This window comes from Microbispora rosea, from assembly GCF_044460045.1.
Classification (GTDB): Bacteria; Actinomycetota; Actinomycetes; order Streptosporangiales; family Streptosporangiaceae; genus Microbispora; species Microbispora rosea.
This window is the reverse complement of sequence record NZ_JBITJO010000016.1, coordinates 1-15,984: the sequence shown is the minus strand read 5'-3', so window position 1 is coordinate 15,984 and position 15,984 is coordinate 1. Positions and strand designations below refer to the sequence as shown.

The 15,984-nt window shown below is 67.6% G+C and carries 14 protein-coding genes and 2 tRNA genes; 10 read left to right on the top strand and 6 right to left on the bottom strand.

The annotated features are described in order from the left end of the window. Positions 1-75: 75 nt before the first annotated feature. Positions 76-573, bottom strand: a complete 498-nt coding sequence (locus ACIBK1_RS38260) for a DUF2087 domain-containing protein (RefSeq protein WP_030509576.1) — start codon at positions 571-573, stop codon at positions 76-78. A gap of 20 nt (positions 574-593) precedes the next feature. Between ACIBK1_RS38260 and ACIBK1_RS38255 the strand changes: the two genes are divergently transcribed. Further along, positions 594-1,016: a VOC family protein gene (locus tag ACIBK1_RS38255; RefSeq protein ID WP_308441085.1), complete on the top strand. Its 423-nt coding sequence runs from the start codon at positions 594-596 to the stop codon at positions 1,014-1,016. Positions 1,017-1,019: 3 nt separating this feature from the next. Here the strand turns inward: ACIBK1_RS38255 and ACIBK1_RS38250 are convergent, their stop codons facing one another. Continuing rightward, complete coding sequence (locus tag ACIBK1_RS38250) at positions 1,020-1,781, bottom strand: enoyl-CoA hydratase (protein ID WP_030509574.1); 762 nt, start codon at positions 1,779-1,781, stop codon at positions 1,020-1,022. Positions 1,782-1,951: 170 nt separating this feature from the next. Between ACIBK1_RS38250 and ACIBK1_RS38245 the strand changes: the two genes are divergently transcribed. Both ACIBK1_RS38245 and ACIBK1_RS38240 read left to right on the top strand, forming a co-directional pair. Continuing rightward, entirely contained in the window at positions 1,952-2,335 is a 384-nt protein-coding gene (locus ACIBK1_RS38245; protein WP_396740520.1) for a hypothetical protein, read from the top strand. A 123-nt stretch (positions 2,336-2,458) separates the two neighbouring features. Next, entirely contained in the window at positions 2,459-3,214 is a 756-nt protein-coding gene (locus ACIBK1_RS38240) for a DinB family protein (protein WP_030509572.1), read from the top strand. A gap of 337 nt (positions 3,215-3,551) precedes the next feature. On the opposite strand, the gene ACIBK1_RS38235 is transcribed toward ACIBK1_RS38240, so the two are convergent. Beyond that, positions 3,552-3,628: transfer RNA gene (locus ACIBK1_RS38235), tRNA-Pro, on the bottom strand. Positions 3,629-3,718: 90 nt separating this feature from the next. Between ACIBK1_RS38235 and ACIBK1_RS38230 the strand changes: the two genes are divergently transcribed. Further along, positions 3,719-3,789, top strand: a tRNA-Gly gene (locus tag ACIBK1_RS38230). A gap of 264 nt (positions 3,790-4,053) precedes the next feature. On the opposite strand, the gene ACIBK1_RS38225 is transcribed toward ACIBK1_RS38230, so the two are convergent. The 3 genes from ACIBK1_RS38225 to ACIBK1_RS38215 form a co-directional block, all read right to left on the bottom strand. Continuing rightward, a complete protein-coding gene (locus ACIBK1_RS38225) occupies positions 4,054-4,659 on the bottom strand; it encodes a TetR/AcrR family transcriptional regulator (RefSeq protein WP_030509571.1) in 606 nt (201 codons plus the stop codon). Between the two features lie 425 nt (positions 4,660-5,084). Then, the gene (locus tag ACIBK1_RS38220; protein ID WP_396740518.1) at positions 5,085-5,885 is read right to left on the bottom strand and encodes an SDR family oxidoreductase; all 801 of its coding nucleotides are present in this window, start codon (positions 5,883-5,885) and stop codon (positions 5,085-5,087) included. A 668-nt stretch (positions 5,886-6,553) separates the two neighbouring features. Then, positions 6,554-6,943 carry an ATP-binding protein gene (locus tag ACIBK1_RS38215; RefSeq protein WP_231513990.1) on the bottom strand — a complete coding sequence of 130 codons (390 nt, stop codon included), beginning with the start codon at positions 6,941-6,943 and terminating at the stop codon, positions 6,554-6,556. Between the two features lie 366 nt (positions 6,944-7,309). Between ACIBK1_RS38215 and ACIBK1_RS38210 the strand changes: the two genes are divergently transcribed. The 6 genes from ACIBK1_RS38210 (at position 7,310) to ACIBK1_RS38185 (ending at position 15,612) form a co-directional block, all read left to right on the top strand. Then, positions 7,310-8,176: a helix-turn-helix domain-containing protein gene (locus ACIBK1_RS38210; RefSeq protein ID WP_030509567.1), complete on the top strand. Its 867-nt coding sequence runs from the start codon at positions 7,310-7,312 to the stop codon at positions 8,174-8,176. 200 nt (positions 8,177-8,376) lie between these two features. Next, positions 8,377-9,771: a trigger factor gene (gene tig, locus ACIBK1_RS38205; RefSeq protein WP_030509566.1), complete on the top strand. Its 1,395-nt coding sequence runs from the start codon at positions 8,377-8,379 to the stop codon at positions 9,769-9,771. 355 nt (positions 9,772-10,126) lie between these two features. Next, positions 10,127-10,771: a ClpP family protease gene (locus ACIBK1_RS38200; protein ID WP_030509565.1), complete on the top strand. Its 645-nt coding sequence runs from the start codon at positions 10,127-10,129 to the stop codon at positions 10,769-10,771. A 14-nt stretch (positions 10,772-10,785) separates the two neighbouring features. Next, a complete protein-coding gene (locus ACIBK1_RS38195) occupies positions 10,786-11,433 on the top strand; it encodes an ATP-dependent Clp protease proteolytic subunit (RefSeq protein ID WP_030509564.1) in 648 nt (215 codons plus the stop codon). 233 nt (positions 11,434-11,666) lie between these two features. Then, a complete protein-coding gene (gene clpX / locus ACIBK1_RS38190) occupies positions 11,667-12,950 on the top strand; it encodes an ATP-dependent Clp protease ATP-binding subunit ClpX (RefSeq protein ID WP_030509563.1) in 1,284 nt (427 codons plus the stop codon). A 73-nt stretch (positions 12,951-13,023) separates the two neighbouring features. Next, entirely contained in the window at positions 13,024-15,612 is a 2,589-nt protein-coding gene (locus ACIBK1_RS38185; RefSeq protein ID WP_396740515.1) for a valine--tRNA ligase, read from the top strand. The last annotated feature ends 372 nt before the right edge of the window (positions 15,613-15,984 follow it).

Here is a 15,984-nt window from a genome sequence, read left to right as displayed (position 1 = left end):
GACTCCCAGTGTCCGCGCCGGGGGCCCATCGGGAAAGGGCGTCTTCCGATGTGGCCGGACCCGGCCACACCTGCGTCAGGTGGTTCCGCCCGAACGCCAGTAGACGTTGGCCTCCCGGCTGAGGAACCCCTCGTCCACCAGGTAACGGCGCAGCGCGGCGTAGTCGTCGTGGAACGCCCGCAGCGCCACGTCGACCTCCTTCTCCGGGTAGCGCACGCCGACGTCGAACACCTGGGCGATGTAGTCGAGCACCATCAGCCGTTTGGCCCTCTTCGCCGGAATGGAGACGAGCCGCCCGTCGACCAGGAACGCGTCCATCGGGTCCGCCGGCGTGGAGGGGATCGTGCGCAGCAGGTCGCGGAAGGTCTCGGGCCGCGCCCGCCAGCCGTCCCCGTCCTGTACGGCGAGGCCGCCCCGCTCCAGGCGGTCCAGGGCCCTGGCCGCCACGTCCGGCTCGAGCCCGGTGACCTTGTCGAGCGGCTCACCGGGACGCAGGACCAGCCCGGCGAGGACGCGCAGCGTGTCGTCCTGCCCGAGCAGCCCGAGCACGCGGGAGATGTGCTTGTCGATCACCTGTCCACGGTATTGCGTAGATGAAGACAGTAGGAAACCTGGAGGGCGACGTGACCGCTCAACTGGACCACACGATCGTGCACAGCAGCGACCGCTTCGCGTCCGCCCGGTTCCTGACCGGGCTGCTCGGCGAGCCCGAGCCCGGCGCGTTCGGTCCGTTCGCCACGGTCCGGGTCGGCAACGGCGTGACGATCGACTACGCCGACTCGATCGTCGACCGGGACCGGATCGTCATGCAGCACCTGGCGTTCCTCGTCTCCGAGGACGAGTTCGACGACATCCGCGCCCGCATCGCCGAGCGGGGCCTGCCCTACTGGGGCGGCCCCCATCACCAGGAGCCGCAGCAGATCAACCACCGGCACCACGGCCGCGGGGTGTACGTGGACGACCCCGACGGCCACGCCATCGAGTTCCTCACCCACCCGTACGTCGAGGAGGAGTGACCTTCAGCTGGTCTGGGTCCGGCCCCGGTCGAAGACGGCCCGCCTTCGGGCGGCGAAGTCCTCGGGGCTGGTGATGGCGAGCCCGTCCCGGCCGGTCTCCAGTTCGGCCCGCAAGCCGTCGGCGCCGGTGCCGTCGCGCAGGAGGTCGTAGATCTCCCGGATCCTGCGGAGCGTCTCCGGCGTCGTCGTCGCGATGCTCTGTGCGAGCTCGACGGCCCGGGGGAGCAGCCGGTCGTGCGCGACGACCTCGTTCACCAGGCCGATGCGCAGTGCCAGGGGAGCGTCGACGAAGTCTCCGGTGAACGTCATCTGCCGGGCCCAGGACTGACCGACGGCCTGGCTGAGCCGGGCCGTCATGCCCCAGGAGGGCACGATGCCGACGCGGGTGTGGGTGTCGGCGAACCGCGCCCGTTCGCTGGCGATCCTGAAGTCGCACGCGAGCGCGAACTCCAGGCCACCGGTCACCGCCACGCCGTTGACCGCTCCGATGACGGGCGCCGGGAAGTCGCGCAGCGGGAGGATGGAGTCGGGATGGCCGATCTTCACTCCCGCTTCCAGCTCGCCGAGGTCCAGCCCCGCGCAGAAGGCGGGGTCGGCCCCGGTGAGGACCAACGCGCGCAGGTCAGGCTCCTGCGCGAGCCGTTTGAGCGTGTCGTGGAACTCTTCGAGCAGCGCCTTGGAGATCGCGTTGTACTTGCGCGGACGGTTCAGCGTCACGACCGCGACGGCCTCGGAGGGCCGGTCGACGAGGACGAGGTCGCCCATGGTGCTCCTCAGGGTTCCGGGGGTGCGGCGAGAACAGGTTATAGAAACGTGCCGAGCCCCGTCCGTCACGCCGGTGCGCGGGTGGCGTGGTCGCAGGCTCAACGGTCAGCCAGGCCGTCCGGCTCGAACTCTCGCCATGATCATGGTAGGCATCGTCCATGCGGCGCTCCGTGGCGATATCTCTGACCACTGCGCTCGTCGCCGCCTTCGGCGCCGCTGTCGCCGCCACCTTCGCGCTGATCCTCCCCGGCCCTGCTCCCACCACGACGGCGTCGGTGCGGCAGACGACATCGGACCTCGGCGCGCCCAGGATGCCCAAGCTCTGGTTTCAGGACGTCGAGACCGCGACAAGAGCGGTCGCCGCTCTCGGATTCGTCCCGGAGATTCACACGCTGATCGACGAGGAGATGAAGGTCCCGGCTGATTGGATCGTGCTCGGCCAGGCACCGGCGCCGGGAACACCCCTCAAGAGCACCATGCGGATCGAGTTCGACGTCACGCGCAAGGACGTGCCCGTGCCGAGCCCCACCACGGCGAGCGCACACCCCTCATGAGCCATGGAGGCCAGACGATCAACGCTGCTGCGAGGATGATCAGCCGGCAGCCTATTGAGGACCCACACCCTCACGCTGTGCTACTCATTGACGCAGGCGGAACGGATTCGGGAAGCTGTCTCGATGCCTGCTGCATACGCCCAGAGTGACCAGTTCCGTGGTGCCCGCATCCACCTATGCGATCTTGCCGGCCTTGAGATTCGCGATTGCGAGGTCAGCGGCCTGAAGATCGTGGACTGCTATGGGGGCGACGTCTACCTCGGTGGCGCCTTCGAGCGTCTCGTCGTCAACGACGTCGACGTGACCGCCTACGTCGAGGCCGAGCTCGACCGGCAGCATCCCACGCGGGTGCTGGCGCGTGACGCCGCATCCTCCGCCGACTACCGGGCTGCTTGGGATGCCATCGAGACGCAATGGCAGGCGACGCTCGACCGTGCCAGGCTCCTGCCCGAGGCCAAGCTGCACGAGCAGGTCAACGGCGAGTGGTCGTTCGTCGAGACCCAACGGCACCTGCTGATGGCCTGCGATGCCTGGCTTGGAAACGCCGTGCTCGAGGAGGATGCGCCGTATCACCCGTTGGGCCTTCCTCACGGCGGGATGCCGACCGACGCAGCGGCGAAGCTCGGGCTCACCCTCGAAGCCACCCCGACGCTCGACGAGGTACTCGCGCCGCGGCTCGCTCGCATGGCCACGATGCGGCGTGTCGTCGACGGGCTCACCGAGGCCGAACTCGACCGGGTGTGTGGTCGCAAGCCGGCGGACCCATATCCAGACCAGGAGTACGTCGTGCGCCGCTGCCTCAAGGTGGTGCTCAAGGAAGAGGCCGAGCATCACCGTTACGCGGTACGCGACCTCGCCGTGCTCGAGGCCGGTGCCTGAACCGGGTGAAGGCGCCCACCGAGCAGGAGCGCTGACCGGTTGCGCGACTTCCAGCCGCAGTGCTGCAGCGACTCCGGCTCCGCAGCGCCCGTCCAAGGCACTGACGTTCGCCCAGACCTTCCGTGTCCTGGTGTGGGCGCGCCGGCACCCGGGCCACAGCAGTACGGCCGTCACAGAGATCGTCTATCGCGAGCAGATCCGGCCGGTGTTGCAGACGGGGCCGTGACGATGGACCGTCTCGGCGGCGGCTCGGAGCCGTAGTCACTCAGTCAGTCACCCAGGGGACGGACAAGGCCGCTTCCGATCGCCGGAGGCGGCCTTGGACATGCAGGAGTGCTGGTCGGGGCGACAGGATTTGAACCTGCGACTTCTTGCTCCCAAAGCAAGCGCGCTACCAAGCTGCGCCACGCCCCGTCTCGTCGGGTACGCGAACAGTCCGAGACTCCGGTACGCTTACGCCCTGACGACCGGATGAAGTCTAGACCAGATGGACACCGGGCGCGCGCGGACGTAGCTCAATGGTAGAGCCCCAGTCTTCCAAACTGGCTACGCGGGTTCGATTCCCGTCGTCCGCTCTCAGTACGAAGGCCCAGGTCGGGGGAGTGATTCCGACTCTGGGCCTTAATCTTTTCTGGCCTCTGATTCCTGTCGTACCCGATGTCGTCTCGCTGTGCCCGTTATTGGGTCGGGGCTGGCCGTCTGAGCGCTCGTGAACGCCCGCCCCAGCGTCTCAGCGATGACCCTGTCGCGGTCCGGAGTCGCGTGCTGATAGATCAGTGCGGCATGGCCGGCCGTCCAGCGCACGGTGTGCGAGACGACGCACTCGAACGTGCCTGGACTCAGTACGGCCAGCGCTCCAGTGCCATGTCGGCGATGTCCTGGAGTTCGTCGCGGCCGAGGCCGCTGGCAGCCTGGACCGCGATGCCGAACGCCACCGTCATGATGTGTCGGGCGAGCCGTCGGGGGTCGGCGTCGCGCGGCAGATCGTCCTCGTCGACGGCCCGCTGGAAACGCTCCTCAAGGCGTAGAGCCGAAGCCTTCCGCCACTCGACCAGCATGTCGTGCGCGGGCCGTCCCGCTTCGCTCGACGCCAGCGCGCCCTGCACGCCCAGGCATCCCGCAGGGCCGCCGGGGCGCGTCGTGGTCCGGACCGCTCCACGGAGAATCGCCTCGGCCACGCCTCGTGCCGTCGGCTCCTCCATGGCGCGCGTCGCATAGTCGGCCGGACCCTTGGTGTAGCGCTCCAGAGCTTTGCGGAACAACTCCTTCTTGTCGCCGAAGGCCGCGTACAAGCTTGGCTTCGTGATGCCCATGGCCTTGGTCAGATCGGTGAGGCTGACCCCCTCGTATCCCCGTTCCCAGAACACCTGCATGGCGCGCTCAAGCGCCTCGTCGATATCGAACTCCCGAGGCCGACCCATGACGACGCTCCGCGCACCAGCCATGTGCGCAGCGTACTCCACCCCTGGCGGCGATCGGCGCCGAATTCTGTACCGACCGGAATCGAAGTCTTGTGCTCTCGGTTCCTACCCACGACGGCAGTCGCCACGGACGTTCATTGACGGCGTCTTCGCAGGTCAATCATCGTCCGAGTGCGCGCACCCCGCGTTCGGGCGACAGAGAGGCCGGAGCGGCGATCGAGTGCGCCGAGTACCTCTTCAGCAAGGTCCGTGACAGACGTATCTACGAGATGAACTACCTGATCGGCGCCCAGGCCGTACAGCGGCAACTCGGAAAGTGACGCCCGGAATCGGCCCTCGCCTCACCCGTAGTCACCGCACCTCCGAGAGCCCGGCCGCCGGCCGGGCTCTCGTCGAGTGTCGACTGTGTCGCGACTCGGATTTCGCCCGTGTTCCCGGAGGGGTACCGCCTACAGGCGCTCGCCGCCGGTGGCGTCGATGATCTGGCCCGTGATCCACCGGGCGTCGGGGGAGGCGAGAAGGGCGACGACATCCGCGATGTCGGCGGGCTCGCCGACGCGGCGGAGGGCGCGCTGCGCGACGATGTTGGCGATGGCCTCGGAGTTGCCGCGCAACCAGGAGGCGTTCATATCGGTGTCGGTGGTGCCGGGGCGGACGACGTTGACGGTGATGCCGCGTGGGCCGAGGTGCTGGGCGAGCGGGAGCGTGAGAGCTTCGAGGGCTCCCTTGGTCATGGTGTATCCGATGATGTGGGGGATGGGGACGCGGGTGGCGCCTGAGGAGATGTTCACCACGCGTCCGCCGTCGGCCAGGCGCGGCAGGGCGGCCTTGATGATCAGGAACGGCGCGGTGGTGTTGATCTGCTGCTGACGGATGAAGTCCTCGGCGGCGGTCTCCTCGATGACGGCGTTCACGACGATCGCAGCGTTGTTCACCAGCACCCGCACGGGCACGTCGCGCAGTGCGCCCGCGGCCGCGTCATAGGAAGCCCAGAAGGCGGTGCCGGTGTCGGGTTCGGCGAGGTCGGCGGCGAAGGAGAACGCCGTGCCGCCGGCCGCGGTGATCTTCTCGACGACGTCGGCCGCGGCGGCCGAGTCCTGGCGGTAGTGAACTGCGACGGTGTATCCCTCGGCGCCGAGACGGCTGGCGATGGCCGCCCCGATGCCGCGGCTGGCGCCGGTGACAACAGCGACGCCGTCGGACCTATGGGCGTCGAGCGCTTGGATGTCGCGCAGGTCGGTGTCAGACATGATGTCCTTCTTTCGCCCTGGATCGGGCGGTACTGGTGCTGTGACGTGCGACGCTCCCGCGCTCGGGTCGCGGCAGCTGTCGGGGAGAAAGAACCTGGGCTGTGTCAGTTATATTCCGACCGGGATAAAAGTTGCCGTAGGTGATGCGGGTCGTGCCGCACGCGGTCCTGGATGACCACCGACAGCAGGTGCCGACGCGCCGAGGTGGGACGGCGGGCCGAACCCTTGAGCGCTTTACCGTCGAGGCGGTGACCCCTGGCCATGCTCCACCTCGGCCCGCCGAAGATCGCTGCTCGCGCGTGCACGGTAAGGTGCGGCTTCACTGAGTCGACAGAGGCGTTGGGAGCGCGGTCCATGAAACCGGCACGCGTCGCTCTTGAGGACACCGAACGACTGCAGATGTGATGTGTCGTCGAGGTCGACTACCACACTCGCCGCACTAGGCCGCCAGATTGAGGGCTGTTGTCGCGGGGCTGCCGTACTCAGCTGGTAGGCGCGGCATGGCATAACCGTTCATCTCGGTCACGAGAGCGGGCCACCGCGGCCGACACCTGCACGACGACTTACGAGCTCTGAATAGTCTCTTGGGGCACCCTTTCGAGTTCCTGGAGGTGCCCCGGAGCGAGTGACGACCCTGAAGGCGTTGGACGAAACGCCGGAGAAGAGAGTCAGTCGCCGGTGCGGAAGAGAGCCCAGACGGCCTTGCCGCCCTCGTCCAGGGCGTCCCAGCCCCATGCCTGACTGTAGGTCTCGACGATGTAGAGGCCGCGTCCGTGCTCGGAGACGAAGTCGGGCTGCACGGGCGACGGCGCCTGGTCGCTGGGATCCGACACGGCGAGCAGCACGTGCGGGGCGACGCGCACGAGCGTCAGTGTTATAGGCCGGTCGCCGACGCGGTTCGCCGGATACAGCGCGTAACGGACCGCGTTGGTCACCAGTTCGCTCACGACCAGTGCGGCGTCGTCACTCAGTTCCGACAGGCCCCACTGCTGCAGCGTCGTCCGCGTGACATCGCGCGCGGTCTTGACGGAGTCGGCCTGCGGTGCCAGGGGGCACATCGTCGTATCGGACGCCCCTGCCGCCCTCCGGAACCAGCCGAATCCCACGTCACGGGTCAGCTGGCCACCGGGTTTGGGCTCGTCCGACATGGTTGCCCGTACCTCCCGCTGGCCTAGATCGAGGACTGGTGCACATTTTGGCCCAATATGCACCTAGACATGATGGATCAGCGCCTCCCGCCGCTGCAAGACCCAAATGCACGTGCAACCGTCATGTGCAGACGCACACGACGGTCGTGCTAACCGTCAGGGACACGTAGATCAGACCTTGTCATCGGAGCCTGAAGTGGTGACACTGTGTGGGCTGGGGGTGTCGTGCGGGTCGTCCCTTGGCGGCACACAGGGCCGAGGTGAGAGGGAGGCGCCGTGATACAGATCCAGGCTGGATCGGGTCCGACGGCTCTGCGCATCCTTCTCGGTTCCCAGCTCCGCAAGCTCCGTGAGAGCAAGGGCATCAGCCGTGACCAGGCCGGCCAGTGCATCCGGGCGTCCGAGTCGAAGATCAGCCGGATGGAGCTGGGCCGGGTCGGGTTCAAGGAACGCGACGTGACCGACCTTCTCGCCCTTTACGGGGTGGAGGACGAGGAGACGCGCGATGTCGTGATGAACCTGGTCGAGCGGGCCAACGAGCCCGGCTGGTGGCACCGGTTCAACGACCTGCTGCCTTCGTGGTTCCAGGCGTACGTCGGCCTGGAGGAGGCCGCCGAGCGCATCCGCACCTACGAGGTGCAGTTCGTTCCCGGCCTGCTGCAGACGAAGGAGTACGCGCGGGCCGTCATCATGGCCGGCGCGGTCGGCGCGGCGCCGGAGGAGATCGCCAGGCGGGTGGACCTGCGGCTGGAACGCCAGCGCATCCTCGACGGCGAGGACAGTCCCAAGTTCTGGGCTGTGATCGACGAGGCCGCGCTGCGCCGCCCGATCGGCGGCGTCGAGGTCATGCGGGGTCAGATCCAGCACCTCATCGACCTGATGAACCAGCCCAACGTGACGATCCAGGTCATCCCGTTCAGTTATGGCGGACACGCCGCAGAGGGTGGAGCCTTTAGCATCCTGCGGTTCGCCGATCCAGACCTGCCCGACATCGTGTATGTCGAGCAGCTCGCCAGCGCGCTCTACCTGGATAAACGGGAAGAGGTCGACCGCTACAGCGAGGTCATGGAACGGCTCTGCGCGGTCAGCACCACCCCCACCGAGACGGTGGACCTGCTGCGGCAGATCATGGCCGACCTCTGACAGTCGCTCCCGGGGCTCATCTGCTCTAGACTGCCCTTGGCGTTGGACACCCGCCACAGTCGAGCATGCCCGGACAGGTCGCGTGCAGGCGAGACGGTGATCCTGCGCCTTTCACGTGGGCGCGGCGCGCGTTACTGTGCCGCGGTTGCCGTGCACGACGTGCCCGCGATCACCAGATGCTGGATCAAGGAGACCACCCCGTGAAGACCGCTGTCGAGGAGCTCAGCCCTACCCGGGTCAAGCTCACCGTCGAGGTGCCGTTCAAGGAGCTCGAGCCGAGCCTGCAGGCCGCGTACAAGAAGGTCGCGCAGCAGGTGCGCGTGCCCGGCTTCCGTCCTGGCAAGGTGCCGGCCCGGATCATCGAGCAGCGCTTCGGCCGCGCGGTGGTTCTCGAGGAGACCCTGAACGACGCCCTGCCCAAGCTGTACGGCCAGGCCGTTGACGAGACCGACGTCTTCCCGGTCAGCCAGCCGGAGATCGAGGTCACCAAGATCGAGGACGGCGAGCAGGTCGAGTTCACCGCCGAGGTGGACATCCGCCCCGCCTTCGACGTCCCGGACTACCAGGGCGCCGAGGTCGTGGTCGACCCCGCCGAGGTGACCGATGAGGACATCAGCAGCCAGCTCGAGGCCCTGCGTCAGCGCTTCGCGACGCTGACCGGCGTCGAGCGGCCGGCCCAGAACGGCGACTACGTCGTGATGGACCTGCGTGCCGAGATCGACGGCCGCAACCTCGACGAGCAGCAGGCCGCCGACGTGTCGTACGAGGTCGGCGCGGGCTCGGTCCTGGAGGGCCTGGACGAGGCGCTGCAGGGCATGGCCGCCGGCGACGAGAAGACCTTCCGCACCACGCTCGTCGGTGGTGAGAACGCCGGCGAGGAGGCCGACGTGATCATCAACGTCAAGTCGGTCAAGGAGAAGGTGCTGCCCGAGCTCGACGACGAGTTCGCGCAGCTCGCCAGCGAGTTCGACACGCTCGACGAGCTCAAGGACAGCATCCGCCAGCAGGTTCGCCGCAACAAGCTGGTGGACCAGGTCGTGCAGGGCCGCGAGAAGGCGCTCGACGCGCTGCTCGAGAAGATCGACATCCCGCTGCCCGAGAGTGCGCTCCAGGCGGAGATCGACGCGCGCAAGCACAACCTCGAGCACCAGGTCGCCGAGAGCGGCCTGAGCCGCGAGGCGTACCTCCGCCTCCAGCAGACCACCGAGGAGGAGCTGTTCGCCGAGTACGAGGAGACCTCGGCCAAGGCGCTGAAGTCCGGCTTCGTGCTCGACAAGATTGTCAAGGCTGAGGAGATCGGCGTCAGCGAGCAGGAGCTGACCGACTTCGTGGTGCGTCGCGCCATGCAGATGGGTGTCGCGCCGAACACGCTGGCCCAGCACCTCGCCGACAACAACCAGCTCCCGCTGGCGATGATGGAGATCGTGCGGGAGAAGGCCAAGACCCTCATCGGTGACGCGGCCAAGGTGACCGACACGGCCGGCAACGAGGTGGACGTCAAGGCCATCTACGCCGAGCTCAACCCCGAGCAGGAGGCTGTGGGCGTGGAGGAGGCGGGCGCCGGGGAGTCCGCCGACGAGGCCAAGGAAAGCTGATTTCCGAGGCTCTCGCCTGACTTCTGCCGCCGACCGGCCGGGAGGCCGATCGGTGTGGCGGTAACGGTGAAACCCCCGTCGCACTAGGGTGCGCCGGGGGTTTCCGGTTATATTCGGGCAAATCCCTGCAAATTTGTTTCTTACCGCGTGTCGGGGAGCAATCGTACGGCTGAGATCAGTGAGCCCCCGGCTGTGCAGCCACGGCGGGAAACACGGGCGATGCGGGGCGGGGCCTCGTCGCGGGCCGGACATGCGCCGTCAGCGAACAGTACGGCGCACGGGCATGACCTGTCTGCGTCGCGCGTTAAGGTCACAAGCAAAGCCAATCGATTACGACGCATCGGAAGGTGACGCTGTGACCAGCCCGCCGACCTTCTTCCCGACCGGTGGTTCCGGCTTCGAGGCCCGGAGCCCGGAGGGTGGCCCCTCCCGCCTCGAGGACCAGCTCTACCAGCGCCTGCTGCGCGAGCGGATCGTGGTGCTCGGCACCCAGGTCAACGACGAGGTGGCCAACCGGCTGGCCGCTGAGCTCCTGCTCCTCGCCGCCGATGACCCCGATCGCGACATCTGGATGTACATCAACTCCCCCGGTGGCTCGGTGACCGCCGGCATGGCGATTTACGACATGATGGAGTACGTGCCGAACGACGTCTGCACGGTCGCCATGGGCCTGGCCGCCTCCATGGGCCAGTTCCTGCTCTGTGCCGGCGCCCGCGGCAAGCGGTACGCGCTTCCGCACGCCCGGATCATGATGCACCAGCCTTCGGGCGGCATCGGCGGCACCGCGGCCGACATCGCGATCCAGGCCGAGCAGATGCTCTACGTGAAGAAGACGCTCGCGGAGCGGATCGCTTTCCACACCGGCCAGCCGCTCGACCAGATCGAGCGCGACTCCGACCGGGACCGCTGGTTCACGGCCGAGGAGGCCAAGGACTACGGCTTCATCGACCACGTGGTGCGCAGCGCCCGCCAGGTGCCCTCCGAGGGCGCCGTCTCGTGACTGGAGCTTCCCAGATGAGTGAGCTGATCCGGCCGGGTGACATCAACGGCCGCTACGTCCTTCCCTCCTTCGTCGAGCGCACGTCGTACGGCGTCAAGGAGATGAACCCCTACAACAAGCTGTTCGAGGACCGCATCATCTTCCTCGGCGTCCAGATCGACGACGCTTCGGCGAACGACGTGATGGCGCAGCTGCTGACGCTGGAGTCGCTGGACCCGGACCGCGACATCAGCATGTACATCAACTCGCCGGGTGGCTCGTTCACCGCGATGACCGCGATTTACGACACCATGCAGTTCGTCCGGCCCGAGATCCAGACGGTCTGCCTTGGGCAGGCGGCCTCGGCCGCCGCGGTCCTGCTGGCCGGTGGCACGCCGGGCAAGCGGTTCGCCCTGCCCAACGCCCGCGTCCTGATCCACCAGCCCTACACCGAGGGCGGCGGCCAGGGCAGCGACATCGAGATCCAGGCTCGTGAGATCCTGCGGATGAGGTCGCTGCTCGAGGAGATCGTGGCGAAGCACTCGGGCAAGGCGGCCGACGAGGTCCGCAGGGACATCGAGCGTGACAAGATCCTCAGCGCCGAGGAGGCGAAGGCGTACGGGCTGGTGGACGACATCATCCCGTCGCGGAAGAAGCGCGCGGCGGCGGTCGCCGCTTCCTGAGGGAGTTGCCGCACCGGAACGGTGCCCATTTGGGCACGTTCCGGTGCGACTCACCGCTAGGGGGCTCACTGAGGGCCCGAGAGACGGTAACGTCGAAACCTGAGCGGGATGACGTTTTCGCACCGGATCGTGATCGCCGGATCATGACACAGTTCATGAACCGGATCGCGAGCAGGGTGCGGACGGAAGCGACCGCGGCGGCAGGGGCGGTCCCACGCAAAGGAGTATCTGGGGTGGCACGCATCGGCGACGGGGGAGACCTGCTGAAGTGCTCGTTCTGCGGCAAGAGCCAGAAGCAGGTCAAGAAGCTCATCGCCGGACCAGGCGTCTACATCTGCGATGAGTGCATCGATCTCTGCAACGAGATCATCGAGGAGGAGCTGTCCGAGTCCTCCGAGCTCAAGTGGGACAACCTCCCCAAGCCGCGCGAGATCTACGAGTTCCTCGACGCGTACGTCATCGGGCAGGACAAGGCGAAGAAGGCGCTGTCGGTAGCGGTCTACAACCACTACAAGCGCGTCCAGTCCGGGGAGCGGGGTCGTGACGACGGCCTGGAGTTGGCCAAGTCCAACATCCTGCTGCTCGGCCCCACCGGGTCGGGCAAGACCCTGCTCGCGCAGACCCTCGCCAAGATGCTCAACGTGCCGTTCGCCATCGCGGACGCGACCGCGCTGACCGAAGCCGGCTACGTCGGCGAGGACGTGGAGAACATCCTCCTCAAGCTGATCCAGGCCGCCGACTACGACGTCAAGAAGGCCGAGACCGGCATCATCTACATAGACGAGGTCGACAAGATCGCCCGTAAGAGCGAGAACCCGTCGATCACGCGGGACGTGTCGGGCGAGGGCGTGCAGCAGGCCCTGCTGAAGATCTTGGAGGGGACCACGGCGAGCGTGCCCCCGCAGGGCGGGCGCAAGCACCCCCACCAGGAGTTCATCCAGATCGACACCACGAACGTGCTCTTCATCTGCGGCGGCGCCTTCGCCGGCCTCGAGAAGATCATTGAGTCGAGGGTCGGCAGGAAGGGCATCGGCTTCAACGCGATCATCCACTCGAAGGAGGAGATGGACTCCTCCGACATCTTCTCGGACGTCATGCCGGAAGACCTCCTGAAGTTCGGCATGATCCCCGAGTTCGTCGGCCGTCTCCCGGTGATCACGTCGGTGCACAACCTTGACAGGGACGCGCTGATCCAGATCCTCACCGAGCCGCGCAACGCGCTCGTCAAGCAGTACCGCCGCCTGCTCGAACTGGACAACGTCGAGCTGGAGTTCTCCGACGACGCGCTGGAAGCCATCGCGGACCAGGCCATCCTGCGCGGCACCGGCGCCCGCGGGCTGCGCGCCATCCTGGAGGAAGTCCTCCAGTCCGTGATGTACGAGGTGCCCTCCCGCCAGGACGTGGCCCGCGTCGTCATCACCCGCGAGGCCGTGCTGGAGCACGTGAATCCGACCCTGGTGCCACGCGACCAGCTGCAGGCCAAGCAGCAGCGGACTCCGAGGGAGAAGTCGGCCTGACGCGGGCCTTCGCCGGCGCTCTGTCCACAGGGCGTGCGGCGACGGCTCGGGTGGCGTCCGGACGTCCCTAGAATTGGGCACCGTGACTACGTCTGAGCTGCCCACCCAGTACGCCCCCGTCGATGTCGAGACCCGGAGCTACGAGCGCTGGGTATCGGCGGGCTACTTCACAGCGGACCCGGGCAGCGGGCGCGAGCCGTACAGCATCGTGCTTCCCCCGCCCAACGTGACCGGGTCGCTCCACGTGGGCCACGCCCTCGACCACTCGATCCAGGACGCGCTCACCCGGCGAGCCCGGATGCGGGGCATGGAAACGCTGTGGCTCCCCGGCATGGACCACGCCGGCATCGCCACGCAGAACGTCGTGGAGCGCGAGATCGCCAAGGATGGCCTGTCCCGCCACGACTTCGGCCGCGAGGCGTTCGTCGAGCGCGTCTGGCAGTGGAAGGAGGAGTCCGGCGGCCGGATCCTCGGCCAGATGACGAAGCTCGGCGACGGCGTGGACTGGTCGCGTGAGCGCTTCACGATGGACGAGGGGCTCTCCCGGGCCGTCCAGACGATCTTCAAGAAGCTGTTCGACGACGGGCTCATCTACCGCGCCGAGCGCATCATCAACTGGTGCCCCCGCTGCCTGACCGCCCTGTCCGACATCGAGGTCGAGCACAGCGACGACGACGGTGAGCTCGTCTCCATCCGGTACGGCTCGGGCGACGAGGAGATCGTCGTCGCCACCACCCGCGCCGAGACCATGCTGGGCGACACCGCGGTCGCCGTCCACCCCGCCGACGAGCGCTACGCGCACCTGGTCGGCAAGCACGTCGAGGTTCCGCTCACCGGCCGGCGCATCCCGATCGTCGCCGACGAGCACGTGGACCCGTCCTTCGGCACCGGCGCGGTCAAGGTCACCCCCGCGCACGACCCGAACGACTTCGAGATCGGGCGCCGCCACTCGCTGGAGTCGCTCGTCATCATGGACGAGCGCGGCATCATCACCGCCCACGGGCCCTTCCAGGGCCTCGACCGGTTCGAGGCACGGCCCGCCGTGGTCGCCGCGCTGCGCGAGCAGGGCCGCATCGTCGCCGAGAAGCGGCCGTACGTGCACTCGGTCGGGCATTGCTCCCGCTGTAAGACGGTGGTGGAGCCGAGACTGTCCCTGCAGTGGTTCGTCAACGTCACACCGCTGGCCAAGGCCGCGGGTGACGCGGTGCGTGACGGCCGCACCCGCATCCACCCGCCGGAGCTGGCCAAGCGCTACTTCGACTGGGTCGACGACATGCACGACTGGTGCATCTCACGCCAGCTGTGGTGGGGACACCGGATTCCCGTCTGGTACGGCCCGGACGGCGACATGGTCTGCGTGGGGCCGGACGAGGAGCCGCCGGCCGGTTACGAGCAGGACCAGGACGTCCTCGACACCTGGTTCTCCTCCGGCCTGTGGCCGTTCTCCACGCTGGGCTGGCCCGACGCCACACCCGATCTGGCTCGCTTCTATCCGACGTCCGTGCTCGTCACCGGCTACGACATCCTGTTCTTCTGGGTGGCCCGGATGATGATGTTCGGGTTGTACGCGATGGACGGCCAGCCGCCGTTCCGCACCGTGGCGCTGCACGGCATGGTGCGCGACCAGTTCGGCAAGAAGATGTCGAAGTCGTTCGGCAACGTCGTCGACCCGCTCGACTGGATCGAGCGGTACGGCGCGGACGCCACGCGCTTCACGCTGCTGCGTGGTGCCAACCCCGGCTCCGACGTGGCGATCAGCGAGGACTGGGCGGCCGGATCCCGCAACTTCTGCAACAAGATCTGGAACGCCACCCGCTTCGCGCTGATGAACGGCGCCGTCTCCGACGGTGTGCCCGAAGACCTCACCGCGGCCGATCGGTGGATCCTGTCGCGCCTGCAGGAGGTCGTCACGAGTGTCGACGCGGCCTTCGAGGAGTTCGAGTTCGCCAAGGCGTCCGACGCCCTCTACCACTTCGCCTGGGACGAGGTCTTCGACTGGTATGTCGAGCTGGCCAAGGTCCAGTTCGCCGAGGGCGGCGCGGTGGCCGAGAACACCAAGCGGGTTCTCGGGCATGTGCTCGACGCGCTGCTCCGGCTGCTCCATCCGCTCGTGCCGTTCGTGACGGAGGAGCTGTGGCGGGCTCTGACGGGTGGGGAGTCGATCGTGGTCGCTCCCTGGCCTTCGGCTTCGCCGGGGCTGCTCGACTCCGTGGCCGAGCAGGAGATCTCCTCGCTGCAGAACCTCGTGACGGAGGTGCGCAGGTTCCGCTCGGATCAGGGCCTGAAGCCCGGCCAGCGGGTGGCCGCGCGGCTGTCCCTGTCCGGTACGGCTCTCGCCGCCCATGAGGGAGCGATCCGCGTCCTGCTGCGTCTGGACGAACCAGAGGACACCTTCAACCCGACAGCCAGGCTCACCGTCGGCACGGTGCTCGTGGAGATAGACACGGCCGGAGCCATCGACGTCGTCGCCGAGCGGAAGCGGCTGGAGAAGGACCTGGCCGTGGCACGCAAGGAGCAGGCTCAGGTGACGGCCAAGCTCGGCAACGAGCAGTTCATGGCCAAGGCGCCGGAGGACGTCGTGGCGAAGGTGCGCCGGCGGGCCGAGCAGGCTGCCGAGGACATCTCCCGTCTCGAGGCCCAGCTCGCCGCGTTGCCGGCTTAGGCCTTCGGCCTGTGCGCCCTCGTCGTGGCGAGGGCGCACAGGCACTCCTCGCTCTGTGGCGGGGGAGGTTTGAAGGGCATGGAGACAGGGCAAGACCCTAAAGTTGCCCAAGTTGTGCGCAGCACCGCTGGACGGGTGCTAGTCTTTCTGCACGCGCCGAGAACCGGCGAGCCTGAATCCCCCTCCGGGGATCGGCTGCTAGGCTCTCAGCGAATCCCTTCTTATCGGACCCGATCTTGGGATGTTTCGTCGCGATTCGACGGACATTCAGGGATCAGGTAAGTTAGAGGGGTTGCCCCGGAAACGGGGGGTCGAAATTCCTGTCGGTCGGCGGGTTTCGGGTCAAGAAGTCCCGGTGGGGCGGATTTGACA

Excerpts from the sequence above, each read along its gene's own strand:
- ACIBK1_RS38225 (WP_030509571.1), bottom strand. The coding sequence starts at position 4,659 with ATGGCTGGTGCGCGGAGCGTCGTCATGGGTCGGCCTCGGGAGTTCGAT.
- ACIBK1_RS38220 (WP_396740518.1), bottom strand. The coding sequence starts at position 5,885 with ATGTCTGACACCGACCTGCGCGACATCCAAGCGCTCGACGCCCATAGG.
- ACIBK1_RS38250 (WP_030509574.1), bottom strand. The coding sequence starts at position 1,781 with ATGGGCGACCTCGTCCTCGTCGACCGGCCCTCCGAGGCCGTCGCGGTC.
- ACIBK1_RS38215 (WP_231513990.1), bottom strand. The coding sequence starts at position 6,943 with ATGTGCCCCCTGGCACCGCAGGCCGACTCCGTCAAGACCGCGCGCGAT.
- ACIBK1_RS38240 (WP_030509572.1), top strand. The coding sequence starts at position 2,459 with ATGCCTGCTGCATACGCCCAGAGTGACCAGTTCCGTGGTGCCCGCATC.
- ACIBK1_RS38195 (WP_030509564.1), top strand. The coding sequence starts at position 10,786 with ATGAGTGAGCTGATCCGGCCGGGTGACATCAACGGCCGCTACGTCCTT.
- ACIBK1_RS38255 (WP_308441085.1), top strand. The coding sequence starts at position 594 with ATGAAGACAGTAGGAAACCTGGAGGGCGACGTGACCGCTCAACTGGAC.